We start from the raw sequence: 15927 nt of genomic DNA, 5'->3' as shown, positions 1-15927 counted from the left end.
CAGGGTCGACAAATATAAATAATTATTACTAGCATCGGCGCTCATTTCGTCGTATCGCCCTGGACTGCCCATGAATGCCGCAAAGGATCCTGCTTCCCTGAAGCCCGTTAGCACCCTGGATTTGCGCCCACTGCTGCTGGTCAACATGGCCTGCACCATGTCGATGATGGCCTTCGTCGCCCTGATCGGCCCGATCGCCCGCCTGCTCGGCCTGGCCACCTGGCAAGCCGGCGCTGCGGTGACTGTGGCCGGGGTGGTCTGGGTGATGCTCGCCCGTCCCTGGGGACGCGCCGCCGACCGCTATGGCCGGCGCCGCGTGCTGCTGCTGGGTTGTGCTGGTTTTACCCTTGCCTATTGGCTGCTGTGCCTGTTCATCGACGGCGCGCTGCGCTGGCTGCCGGGGGCGTCACTGGCGTTTCTCGGCCTGATGCTGGCGCGCGGCATGATCGGCGCCTTCTACGCCGCCTTGCCAGTAGCCGCTAACGCCCTGGTTGCCGACCATGTCGAACCGCAGCAGCGCGCCCGCGCCATGGCTGCGCTGGGCGCGGCCAATGCCGTCGGCCTGGTGCTCGGCCCTGCCGTTGCCGCGCTGCTGGCCCGGCACAGCCTGAGCATGCCGTTCTGGATCATGTCGCTGCTACCAGCGACGGCGTTTGTGGTGCTGCTGTTCAAGCTCAAGCCCCAGCCGCTGGCGCAGGTCCATGCGCCAAACTCGGTGCGCCTGGCCGACCCACGCCTGCGCCGGCCACTGTTGGTGGCGTTCAGCGCCATGCTCAGCGTAACGGTATCGCAGATCACCGTCGGCTTTTTTGCCCTCGACCGCCTGCAACTGGGTTCGACCCAAGCCGCCCAGGCCGCTGGCATCGCCCTGACCACGGTCGGCGTGGCGCTGATGCTGTCGCAGATCCTCCTGCGCCGGTTGGAGTGGCCGCCGCTGAAGATGATCCGGGTGGGTGCCAGCATCTCAGCCCTGGGCTTCGCGACCGCGGCGCTGGCGGGCAGTGCCGAGTGGCTGTGGGCCTCGTTCTTCATCGCCGCCGCCGGCATGGGCTTTGTCTTCCCGGCGTTCTCGGCGTTGGCCGCCAATGCCATGCACGCCTCTGAACAAGGCGCCACTGCAGGCTCCATTGGCGCCGCCCAAGGCATGGGCGCGGTGATCGGGCCGCTGGCCGGAACCCTGGTCTACGCCCTTGATCCACGCCTGCCGTTCGTCGCCGTGGCGGTGTTGTTACTGCTGGTCGGGCTATGGCCGATGCCCGCTGAGCCGCGCCGCTGAGAAGCACTGCGCGTGACCGCCAAGAGTGTGTTTTAATGCGTCGCTTATTATTTTTTACACCTGTGAAAACACTTTACCTGCACACTCTTTCAGTTAAAAAAGGCGGCTATGGACACGGGGACACGACTCAAACTGGTGCGTGAACGCAACAACCTCTCCCAGCGGGAGCTGGCTCGTCGCAGCGGCCTGACCAACTCGACCATCTCGCAGATCGAGCAGAACCGCGTCAGCCCTTCGGTCAGCTCCCTGAAAAAACTGCTCGAAGGGATCCCCATGTCCCTGGCCGAGTTCTTCAGCTTCGACGAGCCGGTGCGCGAAGAGCGCTTCGTGTTCCGTGGCGGCGAGCAGCCCGACCTGGGCCGTAACGGCCTGCGCATGCTGCTGGTCGGCGCCAGCGTCGAGGGCCGGCAGATGCGCATGCTGCGTGAGCTGTATGCCCCAGGTGCAGACTCGGGCGAGCCGATCGTTCACGCCGAAGGCGAGGAGTGTGGCCTGGTGACCCGTGGCACCATCGAGCTGTGGGTCGATGGCCAGGTCAGCGTGCTCAACTCTGGCGATGGCTACTACATCCCCACCACCTTGGCGCACAGCTTCAAGAACATCGGCCAGGACGAGGCCGAGATCATCAGCGCCAACACCCCGGCCAACTTCTGACCCAAGCCATGGATGCGCCGACCAGCCGCGAGGTCTATCAATGCCTGCGTGATGCTGCGCTTGGCGTACAGCCTGTCGACATCCGCGCCCGCCACCTTGGCGGGCAAATCGAGATAGAGAGCGGCGGCTGGCAGTTGACCCTGGTGCTCGACCGCGAAGGGCTTGCCCTTTGCCTGCATTGCCGCAGCCCGCAAGGGGTTGAAGGGGCGGTCGAGCGCTGGCAGCGCTACGGCACCAATCCAGTCGACCTGCTGAGCATCTGGGAGCGCACCCAGATCGAGCGCCTATTAGCCCAGGCTTGAACCGCCGTCGCCAGGCGCTTATAGTCGCCAGCGGCGCACTCCGACGCCTCCCGTCCGCGGAAAGGGCTGCGCCCAGGAACCTGCTTGGAACATCGCCCATGACGACTCCAGCCTGACAGCGGACAAGGCTCGCCAAGGAGTTCGCATGTCTGTCACTACCCAGCCCGACAACGGCCGCCTCAACCTCGAACAACAACGCAAACGTGCCAAAGAGCTGCTGCAGCGCCTGCGCAGTGGCCAGGTCGATGAGCGTCTACGCAGCCTCGACCCGCAGCGTCCGCCGCGCCTGGCCGATGCCCAATACCTGATCGCGCGCGATCTGGGCTTTGCCAGCTGGCCCAAGCTCAAGGCCCACTGCGACGCCCTCGCCTTTGCCCTCAAGCACCCTGGCTTCGTCGCCAGCGACACCCCCGACACCTGCCATTGGCGCTGCGGCAACGACATCCAGCACAGCCTGCAAGTGGCCGGTTTCAAAGGCCAGTTGCAGATGTACGCCGACCCGCTGTGCATGGGCCCAGTGCCGCAGCTCGATGGCCCCAGCTACCGCGCCGTACGGGCAAACTTCATCAGCCACGCGTTCAATATTGCCCCTGAGCAAACCCGCCAGCGCCAGGAAGCTGAATATGCTGCGCTGGCCCGCTTGAGTCAGCGCATGCCCGGTGTGCTCTGGTGTGAAGCCGACGCCTATGACCAGCTGTTTTTGCTGCGGGTGCTGGCCCAGCTTGAGCAGGTGCCGGAGAACCTCAGCCTGATCGCCATCGACCAGGTGCCCGGGGTGCAGCGTTTCATCGGCATCGGCCAACTGGCGCCCGAAGTGCTGGCTTGGCTGTGGCCTCAGCGCAGGCCAGTGGACGCTGCCATGCTGATATTGGCCCGTGACGCTTGGGCTGCGTATCGCGCCCCCTCACCCCAGGCGTGGGCGGCACTGGCCCATGCTCGCCACGCCGCCCTGCCACTGCTCGGCCCAGCGCTGCTGCGCCAATTGCAGGAATTGCCCGCTATCAGCGACGGGCTGTCGTTGACAGAACGCCTGACCCTGCAGATTCTGCGCGATCACGGACCGATGCCGATGGGCAAGGTGTTTGCGCTACTGATGATGGAGCGCGAGCCGCTGCCGTTTCTCGGTGACATGATGTTTTATGCCTTGCTGCGGCCACTGATCGACGGCCCTCGACCGCTGATTGACCAGGCCGATGCCCAGCTCGCCTGGCCGCAGCGCACCATCAGCCTTACAGCCCTGGGTGAGCAGGTCTTGGCCGGGCAAGCCTATGGCCTGGACCTGATCGGCTGCGAGCGCTGGGTGGGCGGTGTGCGGTTGCAGCCCGGTGAAGGCCACTGGGCTTTGGATGAAGCCCTGCAACCGGTTTGGCGCGGCTGATTTGAGTTCAATCAGCAGCGGCCTCTTCGCGGGCAAGCCCGCTCCCACAGGTTCCCCGCTAGCCTACAGATCAGCGCGGACCCTGTGGGAGCGGGCTTGCCCGCGAAGAGGCCGCCACTAACAGATCAGCCCAGACCGCTCACACCAGCGCCTGCTCGACAAAATCCAAGCGATCCTGGCCAAAGAACATCTGCCCCTCGACAAAGCAGGTCGGCGCGCCGAACACGCCGCGCGCCACCGCTTCTTCGGTCACCTGCTTGAGCGCCTGTTTGACCTCGACCTGACTGGCCAACGCGCGGAACTGCTGCGGATCGAAGCCAGCGGCGTCCAACGAGGCATCGAGCACCGGCGCATCACCCAGATTGAGCCGCTGCGCCCAGAGCGCCTTGAACAGTACCGCCAGCAGCGCCTCGAATCGCTCAGGTGCATGCAACTGGCTGGCAACCAGCCCACGCATCAAGCCCAGGGTATTGATCGGAAAACCAGGCGGCAGGCCAAACGGCACGCCATAGCGCTCGGCATAACGCTGCAGGTCGACGAACATGTACTTGCCCTTGGCCGGCACCATCACCGGCGAGGCATTGCCGGTTGCCTGGAACACCCCGCCCAGAAGCATTGGCCGATACACCAACTCGGCGCCATGCCGCGCACAGAGTGCCGGCAGCTGGGTCCAGGCCAGATAACTGGCCGGGCTGCCCAGATCGAAGAAAAACTCGACACGTTTGCTCATGCTGCTGTCCTTGTTCGTGAGAAGGTTTTACCAGCGCTCGATCCACGGGCGCAGGTCGAGCTCGAACGTCCAGGCATCACGCGGCTGGGCATGCAGGAACCAGTAGCTGTCGGCGATATGGGCAGGATCGAGGATACCGTCCTGGTCCTTGAGGACGTAGCGCTCAGGGAAGTTGTCGCGGATGAACGCGGTGTCGATCGCACCATCCACCACCACGTGGGCGACATGGATATTGCGCGGCCCCAGCTCCCTGGCCATGCTCTGGGCCAGCGCCCGCAAGCCATGCTTGGCCGTCGCGAAGGCGGCAAAGCCGGCAGCGCCGCGGGTGCCGGCGGTGGCGCCGGTAAACAGGATAGTGCCGCGCTCGCGGCTGACCATCCGCTTGGCCACCGCCTGGGCGGTGAGGAATCCGGCAAAGCAGGCCATCTCCCAGATCTTGAAGAACTTGCGCGGGGTTTCTTCGAGAATGCTGCACGGCACATTGGCGCCGATATTGAAGACAAACGCTTCGATGGCACCGATATCGCGCTCGATGGTTTCGATCAACGTCGCCACCTGCTCTTCGTTGCGCGCATCAGAGCTAAACCCATGCGCCTGACCGCCGCTAGCACGGATCTCGTCCACCAAGGGCTGCAGCTTGTCGGCGCTGCGCCGGGTGACACAGGCAATGTAGCCCTCGCGGGCAAAGCGCTTGGCGATCTCGCCGCCCGTGGCATCACCGGCACCAATCACCAGCACGACTTTTTGTTGTTCTGTCACGCACACCTCCATTGATGAACGATCATTTAGTAAACGAACGCTATGTTATGATCGCCCCCATCGTCAAGCCCGCGCGCTGAGGTTTTCACATGCGCTACTCCACTGAACACAAGCAGCAGACCCGCGAGAAGTTGCTGGCCAGCAGCGGCGCGCTGGCCAAGCGCGGCGGCTTTGCCACCACGGGCGTTGCCGGGCTGATGAATGCCATCGGCCTGACCGGCGGCGCCTTCTACAACCACTTTGCCTCCAAGGACGATCTGTTCACCGAAGTGGTGCGCCGCGAGCTGAGCAACAGCCCCCTCGCCCGCCTGGCCGAGCGCGGCGCCGACCGCCAGCGTCTGGCCCGCTGCCTTGAGCAGTACCTGAGCCTGGCCCACTTGCGCGATGCCGAGGGCGGCTGCCCATTGCCACCGCTTGGCGTGGAGATCGCCCGCGCCGAGCTGCCGGTGCGCGAACAAGCCGAGCATTGGCTGGTGGCCCTGCACAGCGCCTGGAGTAGCACCCTGGAAGACCCCGAGCTGGCCTGGGCACTGATCAGCCAATGCGTTGGCGCGCTGGTGGTCGGGCGCATGCTGGCCAGCGCAGAGGTCCAAGGCCAGGTCCTGGAGGCCAGCCGCAGTTTGGTTGGCAGGGCGCTGAATGAAACGCGCTAGCCTGCTGCTGGGCCTGGCCCTGGCGTTGCCCGCCGCAGCCGATAACGCGTGCCCACCAGGGCAGTACCAGGTGTGCCTGATGGGCTGTTTCTGCGCACCGATCGACCCTGGGCAGGCGGGCCAGATCCTCAAGGATGTCGAGCTGATGACCTCCTCCAGCCTGGTCTTCGCCCTGCGCCAGGCGCGTGATGAAGCCAACGCCCAGGGCACCGAGCCAATCCCGCTGCATATCCGTGCCCAGCTCGAAAGCTGGTACGACTTCGCCGTGCTCGATGCTGCGCGCTTTCGGGTCGGCAATGAACAGCAAATCAGCGCCGCCAATGCCCTGCTGCAAAACCCAGATGTCAACGCGGTGACCCTGATCGACACCATCATTTTTCGCCATGCCGAGGACGCCGACGACAATGTCGCGCTGTGGGCCCATGAGCTCAAGCATGTTCAGCAGTATCAACAATTGGGCGTGGAAGAGTTCGCCCGGCGCTACACGCGCAACTACGACGAGCTGGAGGCGCCGGCCTACACAGTCGAAGCCGAAGTAGCCAAGGCCTTGCGCGAGCGCCGTTCGGGGCAAGCGCGCTGAGCGCCAGCCCGTCGCAGGCTGACGTCAGCTGGCGCTGAAGCGGGGAATCGCAAGCCCCAGGCTCTCGCGCAGGGTCGTTCCTTCATAGGCCGTTCGGTACACCCCACGCTCTTGCAGCAATGGCACCACCTCCTGGGTAAAGCGGCGCAACTGCTCCGGATGGCCGATGTAGATGTTGAAGCCATCCAACGCCCGCGCCTCGAACCATTCGGTCATCTTCGCCGCCACGCTCTGCGCCGAACCGACGAACGCCCCTGGGCGCAGCTGGCGACCGAACTCGACCGCCTGGCGCAGGCTCAAGCCCTTGTCCCGGGCCTGCTCGGCAATGCGCTTGGCATTGGTGAAGAAGCTGCTGCGCGCGTACTCCAGGCTCTGTTGCGGGAAAGGTGCATCCAGCTCGTACTGGCTGAAGTCGTGCCAGCCGAAATTACGCCCGAACTCCTTGAGCGCCAGTTCGAAGCTGTGATCGAGCTGATGGTAATGCCGCTCGATTTCGCGGGCATGTTCATCGGTGTCGCCGACATAGATTTCCGCGCCGGGCAACACCAGCAGTTGCTCCGGATCGCGCCCCAGACGCTGGGCGCGGGCTTTGACATCGCGATAGAACGCCTGCCCCTGCTCGATGCTCGCGGCGTGGGTGAAGATGACATCGGCCGTAGCCGCCCCCAGCGCCCGCCCCTGTTCGGAATCGCCCGCCTGGAAAATCACCGGCTGGCCCTGGGGTGAGCGCTGGATGTTCAGCGGCCCCACTACCGAAAAGTGCGTGCCCTTATGATTCAGGGCATGCAGCTTGCTCGGATCGAGAAACTGGCCAGTGCGCCGATCACGGGGAAACGCATCGTCCTCGTAGGAGTGCCACAGCCCCTGCACCACCTCGACATGCTCCTGCGCCCGCGCATAGCGGGTGTCGTAGTCATAGTGCTCGTCACGGCCATAGTTGCCTGCCGTGCCGGCATCGCCACTGGTGACCACATTCCAGCCTGCGCGGCCCTTGCTGATCAGGTCCAGCGAGGCCAAGCGCCGGGCGACGTTGTACGGCTCGTTGTAGGAGGTGGTCAGGGTACCGACCAGGCCCAGGTGACGAGTGCTCACCGCCAGCGCCGAGAGCAGGGTCAGCGGCTCCAGGCGGTTGAGGTAATGCGACGGCGAGCCGGGGGTGATGTACTGGCTGTCGACGATGAACATCAGGTCGAACAAGGCCGCTTCGACCTGGCGGGCGATGTCGATGTACCAGTCGATGTTGACGCTGGCATCGGCTGGCAGCTCAGGGTCGAGCCAGAGGTTGTGCCGGCCCGGACCGCCACAACCCATGGTCAGGGCACCCAATTTGATCTGTCGGTTGCGCATGGCTGATCGGCTCCTGATGCTTATTCGATATGAACCTGGGCGGTGCGGATCACCTCGCCCCAGCGCGCCTTGTCGGCGGCGATCACTTGGGCAAAACCGGCCGGGCTGCTGCGCTCGACGCTGATGCCCTGCTGGCCGAAGCGCTCGGCGGTTTCTGGCTTGTCGGCGATCACCTCGATGGCATTGTTCAGGCGTTCGACCAGTGCCGGCTCGGCGCCTTTGGGCAGGACGATGCCGAACCAGCCGGAAGCGACGAAGCCCGGTAGGCCGACTTCGTTGGCACTGGGTACCGAGGGCAGCAGCGGTGAGCGCTCGGCACTGGTCAGCACCAGGCCCTTGAGCTTGCCAGCCTGGATCTGTGGGGCGAGCACGGTCAGGGTGTCGACGGCGACATCCACTTCACCACCGAGCAACCCGGTCACGGCCGGAGCACTGCCTTTGTACGGCACGTGCAGCAGGTCGACCCCGGCCAGGTTCTTCAGCAGTTCACCAGACAGGTGGCAGAGCGTGCCATTGCCGCAGGAGGAATAACTCAGCGCGCCGGGCTTGGCCTTGGCCTGGTCGATCAGCGCCTGCAGGCTGTCGACCTTGGTTTTGGGCCCTACCGCGACCACGTTGGGCACCGAGGCCAACACGGCCACTGGAGTGAAATCCTTGATCGGGTCGTAACGTACTGCCTGCAAGTTGGGCAGGATCGCCAACTGGCCAGCGGTGGCCAGCGACAAGGTGTAGCCATCGGGCTTGGCTTTGGCGACGGCTTCAGCGGCGATCGCGGTGCCGGCGCCGGGCTTGTTGTCGACTACCACCGGTTGGCCTAGGGAAGTCGAGAGCTGTTCGGCGTAGTAGCGGCCAACGGTGTCGGCAGCCCCGCCCGGGGGGAATGGCACGATCAGGGTGAGCGGGCGGCTGGGCCAGTTGTCGGCCTGGGCCAAGGTGGCGGCGCTTAGGGCCAGAGTGGCGAGGATGAGTTTCTTTAAGTTCATGGTTGGCTCATTTTTTTGATCATTTTTTTGATGTGTTTGATGGTCTGTTACGACCCTTCTGGCGCTATCGCGGGGCAAGCCCGCACCCACCCGCGCTGCTTGCGTAGCAAGCGGGCTTGCCCCGCGCTGGCGCCCTAGCAACCCCCTCAGTCCTCACTGAAGGCCACCTTGCGCGTGGCCCGCAGCCGTGGCGACAGCAGCAGCAACACCAACAGCGCCGTGATGACCAGCAGGGTCAGGCTCAAGGGGCGGGTGAAAAACACCGTCGCATCGCCGCGCGACAGCAGCATCGCGCGACGCAGGTTCTCTTCCAGCAATGGTCCGAGGATGTAGCCCAGCAACAGCGGCGCCGGTTCGCAGCGCAGCTTGATGAACAGATACCCCAGCAGGCCGAAGGCCATGCTCAGCACCACGTCGAACAGGCTGTTGTTGAGGCTGTACACGCCGATGCAGCAGAACAGTAAAATCGCCGGATACAGCAACCGGTACGGCACCCGCAGCAGCCGCACCCAAATGCCCACCAACGGCAGGTTGAGTACCAGCAGCAACAGGTTGCCGATCCACATGCTCACCACCAGCCCCCAGAACAGCTCTGGGCGCTCGTCGATCACCTGCGGGCCGGGAACGATGCCGTGGATCATCATCGCCCCCGCCATCAGCGCCATCACCGCGTTGGAGGGCAGGCCCATCACCAGCATCGGAATGAACGAGGTCTGGGCACCGGCGTTGTTGGCCGACTCTGGCGCGGCGACGCCTTCGATGGCGCCTTGGCCGAAACGCGACGGATCCTTGGCCAGGCGCTTTTCCACCAGGTAGGCAGCGAACGCGCCGAGCATGGCGCCCCCCCCCGGCAAGATCCCCAGCAGCGCGCCCAAGCCAGTACCGCGCAGAATCGGCTTCCATGAGCGCCGATAGTCGTCGCGGCTCGGCAACAGGCGGCCAACCGCGGCAACCTGGCTGCTGCCGGCCTGTTCGCGCTCAAGGTTGAAGATGATCTCGGCGATGCCGAACAGGCCCATGGAGATCACCACGAAACTGATGCCGTCAGACAATTGCGGCAGGCCGAAGGTAAAGCGCTCCACTCCCGAATTGACGTCGCTACCCACCAGCCCTAGCAGCAGGCCGAGGATGGTCATGGCCAAGGCCTTGAGCAAATCGCCCTGGGCCAGCACGATGGCCGCGACCAACCCCAGTAGCATCAGCGAGAAGTACTCGGCTGGGCCGAACTTCAAGGCGAAGGCGGCCAACGGCGTGGCCGCCGCGGCCAGCAACAGGATCGCCAGGCTGCCGGCCACGAACGAGCCGATCGCGGCAATCGCCAAGGCCGCACCCGCCCTGCCCTGGCGCGCCATCGCGTGGCCGTCCAGGCAGGTCACCACCGACGAGGACTCGCCCGGCAGGTTGACCAGAATGGCCGTGGTCGAACCGCCGTACTGGGCGCCGTAGTAGATCCCCGCCAGCATGATCAGCGCCGCTGCGGGGCTCAGGCCATAGGTGATCGGCAGCAACATGGCGATGGTCGCCACCGGCCCCAGGCCCGGCAAAACCCCGACCAGGGTGCCGAGGGTGACGCCGATCAGGCAGTACAGCAGGTTGTTCAGGGTAAAGGCGGCCTCAAAGCCCAGGCCGAGGTGGTTAAGCAGTTCCATATTGGTATCTCAAGTCGGCAGCACGGGCAGGTTCAAACCCAGGCCGTAGGCGAACACCAGTACGCTGAACGCACCCAGCGCCAGGCCCAGCAGCGCCAGCTCGCCGACCCGCGCCTGGCGTCGGGCCAGGCCGCTGAGCACGGTCATCAGCAGCGTTGCCAGGGCCAGGCCCAGGCTTGGCAGCAACCAGGCAAAGGCCAGGATGCTGCCGCTGACCAACAACCCGGGCCGCCAACTGAACAGCCGGTCGGCTGCCTGCGCCTCGACGCGCACGGTCAACCCGCGCAGCAGCAGGGCTACGCCCAGCACGCCCAAGACCGCCGATACCAGCAATGGAAAGTAACCTGCGCCCATGCGCATGGCCGAGCCCAGCGGATAATCGCTGGCCAGCACCACGCCGAGCGTGGCGAAGGACAAAAACAGGCCACCGGCGATCACCTCACGGGCGTCGCCAAGGCCCAGGCGCAGGCTGTTCATGGCTTGGCCTGCGCGGTGGCCGGTTGCAGTGCGGCGGCAAACGAGCTGTCAAACAGGTCGGCCGCTGGATAGGCCTTGATCAGCCCAAGGCCTGCGAAGAAGTCCACGGTCTTCTGCGCATCGACGATCACCTGTGGGCTAAGTGGTGCTAGCTCAGTGCGCGCACGGGCGAACCAGACCCGGGCAATATCGCGGTCGGCGCGGGTGCGCTTGGCCCAGGCATCGGCATAGGCTTCGGTGTTGGCCGGATCCTTCAAGGTCCAGTCACGGGCCTTTTTCATCCGTTGAAGAAAATCGTTGATCTGCGCCCGCTTGCTGTCGACTGCCTTGGCATTGGCGACCACGAAGCTCTGCGCCGGGATCAGCCCTTCGGCGGTCGCCAGCACCCGCGCGCCCTGGCGCTCCTGCTGGGTGACATAGGGCTCCCAGGTGGCAATCACATCCACCGAGCCGCCATCGAGCGCGTGCGAGGCGTCCAGCGCGCTGAGGTAGCGCAGCTCCAGCGAGTCACGCGGTACGCCGGCTTTGTCCAGCGCGCTGAACAATAGCTGCTGGCTCCACGAACCTTTCCAGATCGCCGCACGTTTGCCGCGCAGGTCTTGCAGGCTGTGGATCGAGGAGTCCTTGCGCGCCAGGATGGCCACCCCGCCAAGGTTCTGCCGGGTCACTGCAATCACTTTGATCGGCGCGCCCAGAGCACCGAGAAACAGCGGCGGCGCATCGCCCAGCAGGCCGATATCGAGGCTGCCGACGTTGAGCGCCTCGGCCACCGGCGAGCCTGCGGTGAACTGCTTCCATTCCAGGGTATACGGCAGGTCGTCGAGCACCCCGGCCGCTTCCATCACGGCGCGGGCATTGAAGCTCTGATCGCCGACGACCAGGGTCTGCGCGGCGGCGCTGACACTCAGGGTGGTGGCCAGCACAGCGGCGGCCCAGGTTTTCAGGTAACGCACGTTCGTCTCCAGGTGCCGCTTGCGACACAGCAGGTGGCGATCCGCGCGTGCGGTCTCGTCGCTATCGATTAGAAAAAGGGTTCAGGCGTTGCGTGCAGCGACTTTGGCGCGGGTCAGCGGAATCAGCTCGCGGCCATATTCCTCGGCATCGGTAAGCGGATCGAAGCCGCGGATCAGGAAGGTGCTGACGCCCAGCTGGTAATAGGCGAGCAAGGCATCAGCCACCTGTTCCGGCGTGCCGACCAGCGCCGTGGAGTTGTGCCCACCGCCGACCAATCCGGCGATGCCGGTCCACAGCCGCTCATCGACCCGATCGCCCTTGGCCACGGTCTCGAGCAGGCGCTGGGCGCCGACGCTCTGCGGTTTGTTGGCAATCACCGGCCCGGCCTGCTCGATGCGCTGGCGCGCCTGGCCAAGGATGGTTTCGGCCTTGGCCCAGGCGGCCTCCTCGGTGGCGGCAATGATCGGCCGGAACGACACGCTGAACTGCACCTCGCGGCCATGCTGCGCAGCCTGCTCACGCACTGCGGCGATGGTCTCGGCGGTCTGCTCCAGCGACTCGCCCCACAGGGCGAACACATCGGCGTGCTTGCCGGCCACCGCCAGGGCGGCGGAGGACGAGCCGCCGAAGTAGATCGGCAAGTGAGGCTGTTGCAGCGGCTTGATCGCCGAGAAGGCGTTCTGCGCCTGGTAGTGAGTGCCGGCGTGATCGAACGGCGCTTCACTGGTCCAAACCTTGCGCACCACATCGAGGAACTCGTCGGTGCGCGCGTAGCGTTGATCATGCTCCAGGTAGTCGCCGTCCTTGCGCTGCTCGACGTCGTTACCACCGCTGATCACATGCACCGCCAAGCGACCATCGAGCAAGTGCTCAAGCGTCGCCAGCTTGCGTGCGGCCAAGGTCGGCGCGACGAACCCTGGGCGATGGGCCAACAGGAAGTGAATACGCGAAGTCGCCTGCCCCGCTAGCGCGGTGACCAAGAAGCCGTCTGGCTGATCCGACCAGTAGCCGACCAGAATGCGGTCAAAGCCGGCCTGTTCGTGGATGCGCGCAGACTGGGTGATGTAGGCCTTGTCGAAGATCGGCCCTTGCGGGGCGAGGATCTCCGAGGACAGCCGATGGCCAATCATGCCGATGAATTGAACGCTCATGGGAAGGACCTTACCTTGGCGAAAGAGAGATATGCTTTTTAAATCTAAATAATCGAATGCTTATAAGTTATCGACTTGCTGTTACCTTGTGAAATTCGTTTTAGGCATAACCTCATGCATTCGACATGCATAGATTTCAGAACAAAATCACCTCGCTGTAAATGCAGTATTTGCATATTAGCTTATTCACATTTTGCATTTTGAGAATATCAAGCGGGTTTGCTAGGGTTACCTTCAACCGTCAGAGCGAGCCTGAACCATGAGCCAACCGTTACGCCTGGAGCGCCTGCGTCAGTTCATCGGCGCCCTCTCCGAGCTGCTCGAACAACACCCCGACGAAGCCACCCTGCTCGACCAGGGCCAAAGCTTGCTGCGCAGCCTGGTCGCCCACGACGACTGGCTGCCCGAGGCGCTGGCCCAGCCTGACCCGGACCGTTACCAGCAATACTTGCTGCATTGCGATTCGCGCCAGCGCTTCTCGGTAGTCAGCTTCGTCTGGGGGCCGGGGCAGCGCACGCCGATCCACGACCATCGGGTTTGGGGGCTGATCGGCATGCTGCGCGGCGCCGAGTACTCCCAGGGTTTTGCCCAAAGTGAACAAGGCCCCCTGGTAGCTGTGGGTGCGCCGATTCGCCTGGACCCAGGCCAGGTAGAAGCGGTCTCGCCGCGCATTGGCGACATCCACCAGGTGAGCAATGCCTTCGCCGACCAAGTGTCGATCAGCATCCACGTCTACGGCGCCAACATCGGTGCGGTACAGCGTGCGGTGTACGCCGTGGACGGCAGCGAGAAAGCCTTCATTTCCGGCTATTGCAATAGCCAACTGCCCAATATCTGGGACCTGTCCAAAGAGAATTTCGCCCCATGAGCACAATCACTACCCGCAGTTACCCTGACATCCGCCGTGCGTTGCTGGCCTTCGAAGAGCTGGCGCTGATCGACGTGCGCGAAGAGGATCCGTTCGCCCAACACCACCCGCTGTTCGCCGCCAACATCCCGCTGTCGAAGCTGGAGCTGGAGATCTACGCCCGCGTGCCGCGCCGCGATACTGCCATTACCCTCTACGATGACGGCGAAGGGCTGGCCGCCATCGCTGCAAAGCGCCTGCTGACGCTCGGCTATAGCGATGTCGCCCTGCTCGAAGGCGGCCTGGCCGGCTGGCGCGAGGCGGGTGGTGAGCTGTTTCGTGACGTCAACGTGCCGAGCAAGGCCTTTGGCGAACTGGTAGAGAGCGTTCGGCACACGCCGTCGCTGGGCGCCGAAGAGGTCCAGGCACTGCTCGATGCCAAGGCCGATGTGGTGGTGCTCGACGCCCGCCGCTTCGATGAGTACCAGACCATGAGCATTCCTGGTGGCATCAGTGTGCCGGGAGCAGAGCTGGTGTTGCGCGTCGCTGAGCTGGCGCCCAACCCCAACACCCAGGTCATCGTCAACTGCGCAGGGCGCACGCGCAGCATCATCGGCACCCAGTCCCTGCTCAATGCCGGCATCCCCAACCCGGTAGCCGCCCTGCGCAATGGCACCATCGGCTGGACCCTGGCCGGGCAACAGCTGGCCCACGGCCAAGCGCGGCGGTTCAGCGAAGTGAGCGACAGCACCCGCCGCAACGCGGCGCAGCGAGCCCGCCAGGTGGCTGACAAGGCGGGCGTGCTGCGGCTCGACTTGCAGGGTTTGTACGAGTGGCAGGCTGAAACCGCGCGCACCACCTACCTGTTCGACGTGCGTACCCCAGAGGAATATGCAGCGGGGCACCTGCCCGGCAGCCGCTCAGTGCCAGGTGGCCAGTTGGTGCAGGAAACCGATCATGTCGCCAGCGTGCGTGGGGCGCGGATCGTGTTGCTCGACGATGACGGCGTGCGCGCCAACATGAGCGCCTCGTGGCTGGCGCAGCTGGGTTGGCAGGTGGCTGTGCTCGATGACCTTCGCCCAGCCGATTTGAGCGAGCGCGGCGATTGGCAAGCGCCCTTGCCTGCCCTGCCCCAGGTCAACGAGATTGGCGTCGACCAGCTGGCCAGCTGGCTTGAGCAGCCAGGCACCGTGGTGCTCGACTTCACCACCAGTGCCAACTACGTCAAGCGGCACATCCCCGGCGCCCATTGGGCCATCCGCGCCCAACTGCCGGCAGCGCTGGAGCAACTGCCGGTCGCCGAGCGCTATGTACTGACCTGCGGCAGCAGCCTGCTGGCGCGCTTCGCTGCGGTCGACCTGCAAGCACTGACGCAAAAGCCGGTCTATCTACTCGAAGACGGCACCGCCCGCTGGATCAGCGCAGGGTTGACATTGGAAACCGGCGAAAGCCATCTGGCCGTGCCCCGCACCGATCGGTATCGCCGCCCCTATGAAGGCACTGATAACCCGCGTGAAGCCATGCAGGGCTACTTGGATTGGGAGTTCGGCCTGATCGCGCAACTGGAGCGCGATGGCACCCACGGCTTCCGCGTGCTACAAGCCTGAAAAAAAACGGGCCGCTAATGCGGCCCCTTGCCTTTACTCGACGACACCGCAGGCAACCCGTGCGCCACCTCCACCGAGTTTTTCCGGATGGTCACTATGGTTGTCGCCGCCGGCATGCACCATCAGCGCATGGCCCTTGAAATCGGCAAGCTTCAGTCGCGGCGCCAGCACCGGGTAGGTGGCCTTGCCATCGGCGCCGACATACAGCGCCGGCAGGTCACCGCGATGGCCGCTGTCATCGTACGGCCCCTTGTGCGCATTGGTTGCGTCTGGATCCCAGTGGCCGCCCGCTGCACCTGCGGCAACCGCCTTGCCATTTTCTTCTGCCGGCGCGCAGGAGGCGTTTTGATGCAGGTGAAAGCCATGCACGCCTGGCGGCAGGTCCTTGAGGTCGGGGGTAAGCACCGCGCCATACTTGCTCTGCTCGATGCTCACGGTGCCAATCGACTTACCCGGGCCATCGGCTCCGGCGAGCTTGAGTTCTACGGTTTGTGCCGCCTGGGCCAGGCCTGCGCTGGCGAGCAATGCAGTCATCAACAGGGTTTTCATCAGTCTTCTCCATGGCTGGAATGGCGTTGGG

At 64.6% G+C, this 15927-nt stretch carries 17 protein-coding genes; 8 read left to right on the top strand and 9 right to left on the bottom strand.

Annotated elements, in window-relative coordinates:
• Positions 1 to 70 precede the first annotated feature (70 nt).
• The 4 genes from OIU19_RS07175 to OIU19_RS07160 all read left to right on the top strand — a co-directional run bounded on the left by OIU19_RS07175 (position 71) and on the right by OIU19_RS07160 (position 3610).
• Positions 71 to 1276: an MFS transporter gene (locus OIU19_RS07175; protein WP_264234431.1), complete on the top strand. Its 1206-nt coding sequence runs from the start codon at positions 71 to 73 to the stop codon at positions 1274 to 1276.
• Between the two features lie 108 nt (positions 1277 to 1384).
• Positions 1385 to 1930: a cupin domain-containing protein gene (locus OIU19_RS07170; protein ID WP_186553465.1), complete on the top strand. Its 546-nt coding sequence runs from the start codon at positions 1385 to 1387 to the stop codon at positions 1928 to 1930.
• Between the two features lie 8 nt (positions 1931 to 1938).
• Positions 1939 to 2232: a hypothetical protein gene (locus OIU19_RS07165; RefSeq protein WP_264234430.1), complete on the top strand. Its 294-nt coding sequence runs from the start codon at positions 1939 to 1941 to the stop codon at positions 2230 to 2232.
• Positions 2233 to 2377: 145 nt separating this feature from the next.
• Positions 2378 to 3610, top strand: a complete 1233-nt coding sequence (locus tag OIU19_RS07160; protein WP_264234429.1) for a DUF1835 domain-containing protein — start codon at positions 2378 to 2380, stop codon at positions 3608 to 3610.
• A gap of 139 nt (positions 3611 to 3749) precedes the next feature.
• Here the strand turns inward: OIU19_RS07160 and OIU19_RS07155 are convergent, their stop codons facing one another.
• The gene (locus tag OIU19_RS07155; RefSeq protein ID WP_264234428.1) at positions 3750 to 4340 is read right to left on the bottom strand and encodes a 2-hydroxychromene-2-carboxylate isomerase; all 591 of its coding nucleotides are present in this window, start codon (positions 4338 to 4340) and stop codon (positions 3750 to 3752) included.
• A gap of 27 nt (positions 4341 to 4367) precedes the next feature.
• Positions 4368 to 5099 (bottom strand): SDR family oxidoreductase, encoded by a 732-nt coding sequence (locus OIU19_RS07150; protein WP_264234427.1) that lies wholly within the window; start codon positions 5097 to 5099, stop codon positions 4368 to 4370.
• A gap of 89 nt (positions 5100 to 5188) precedes the next feature.
• On the opposite strand from OIU19_RS07150, the gene OIU19_RS07145 reads away from it, so the two are divergent.
• Positions 5189 to 5752: a TetR/AcrR family transcriptional regulator gene (locus OIU19_RS07145; RefSeq protein WP_186553470.1), complete on the top strand. Its 564-nt coding sequence runs from the start codon at positions 5189 to 5191 to the stop codon at positions 5750 to 5752.
• Positions 5739 to 6332, top strand: coding sequence for a DUF4157 domain-containing protein (locus OIU19_RS07140; RefSeq protein ID WP_264234426.1), 594 nt, complete (start codon positions 5739 to 5741; stop codon positions 6330 to 6332). The genes OIU19_RS07145 and OIU19_RS07140 overlap by 14 nt, the downstream gene beginning before the upstream one ends.
• 24 nt (positions 6333 to 6356) lie before the next feature.
• Here the strand turns inward: OIU19_RS07140 and OIU19_RS07135 are convergent, their stop codons facing one another.
• From OIU19_RS07135 to OIU19_RS07110, 6 genes are all read right to left on the bottom strand, one after another.
• On the bottom strand, positions 6357 to 7679 hold the full coding sequence (locus OIU19_RS07135; protein ID WP_264234425.1) for an LLM class flavin-dependent oxidoreductase: 1323 nt from the start codon (positions 7677 to 7679) through the stop codon (positions 6357 to 6359).
• Between the two features lie 20 nt (positions 7680 to 7699).
• Entirely contained in the window at positions 7700 to 8662 is a 963-nt protein-coding gene (locus OIU19_RS07130) for a tripartite tricarboxylate transporter substrate binding protein (protein ID WP_264234424.1), read from the bottom strand.
• A gap of 146 nt (positions 8663 to 8808) precedes the next feature.
• Positions 8809 to 10311 carry a tripartite tricarboxylate transporter permease gene (locus OIU19_RS07125; RefSeq protein WP_264234423.1) on the bottom strand — a complete coding sequence of 501 codons (1503 nt, stop codon included), beginning with the start codon at positions 10309 to 10311 and terminating at the stop codon, positions 8809 to 8811.
• 9 nt (positions 10312 to 10320) lie between these two features.
• Positions 10321 to 10788, bottom strand: a complete 468-nt coding sequence (locus tag OIU19_RS07120) for a tripartite tricarboxylate transporter TctB family protein (protein WP_264234422.1) — start codon at positions 10786 to 10788, stop codon at positions 10321 to 10323.
• A complete protein-coding gene (locus tag OIU19_RS07115) occupies positions 10785 to 11741 on the bottom strand; it encodes an ABC transporter substrate-binding protein (RefSeq protein WP_264234421.1) in 957 nt (318 codons plus the stop codon). Before OIU19_RS07115 ends, OIU19_RS07120 begins: the two co-directional genes overlap by 4 nt.
• An 81-nt stretch (positions 11742 to 11822) precedes the next feature.
• Entirely contained in the window at positions 11823 to 12893 is a 1071-nt protein-coding gene (locus OIU19_RS07110; RefSeq protein WP_264234420.1) for an LLM class flavin-dependent oxidoreductase, read from the bottom strand.
• Between the two features lie 259 nt (positions 12894 to 13152).
• On the opposite strand from OIU19_RS07110, the gene OIU19_RS07105 reads away from it, so the two are divergent.
• Together OIU19_RS07105 and OIU19_RS07100 are read left to right on the top strand one after the other, a co-directional pair.
• Entirely contained in the window at positions 13153 to 13761 is a 609-nt protein-coding gene (locus tag OIU19_RS07105; protein ID WP_264234419.1) for a cysteine dioxygenase, read from the top strand.
• Positions 13758 to 15347 (top strand): rhodanese-related sulfurtransferase, encoded by a 1590-nt coding sequence (locus OIU19_RS07100; RefSeq protein WP_264234418.1) that lies wholly within the window; start codon positions 13758 to 13760, stop codon positions 15345 to 15347. The genes OIU19_RS07105 and OIU19_RS07100 overlap by 4 nt, the downstream gene beginning before the upstream one ends.
• A 33-nt stretch (positions 15348 to 15380) precedes the next feature.
• On the opposite strand, the gene sodC is transcribed toward OIU19_RS07100, so the two are convergent.
• Entirely contained in the window at positions 15381 to 15896 is a 516-nt protein-coding gene (gene sodC, locus OIU19_RS07095) for a superoxide dismutase [Cu-Zn] SodC (protein WP_264234417.1), read from the bottom strand.
• Positions 15897 to 15927: the final 31 nt, after the last annotated feature.

This window comes from Pseudomonas sp. BT-42-2 (assembly GCF_025847435.2).
GTDB classification, from domain to species: Bacteria; Pseudomonadota; Gammaproteobacteria; order Pseudomonadales; family Pseudomonadaceae; genus Aquipseudomonas; species Aquipseudomonas urmiensis.
This window is presented reverse-complemented; position numbering and strand designations above follow the sequence as displayed.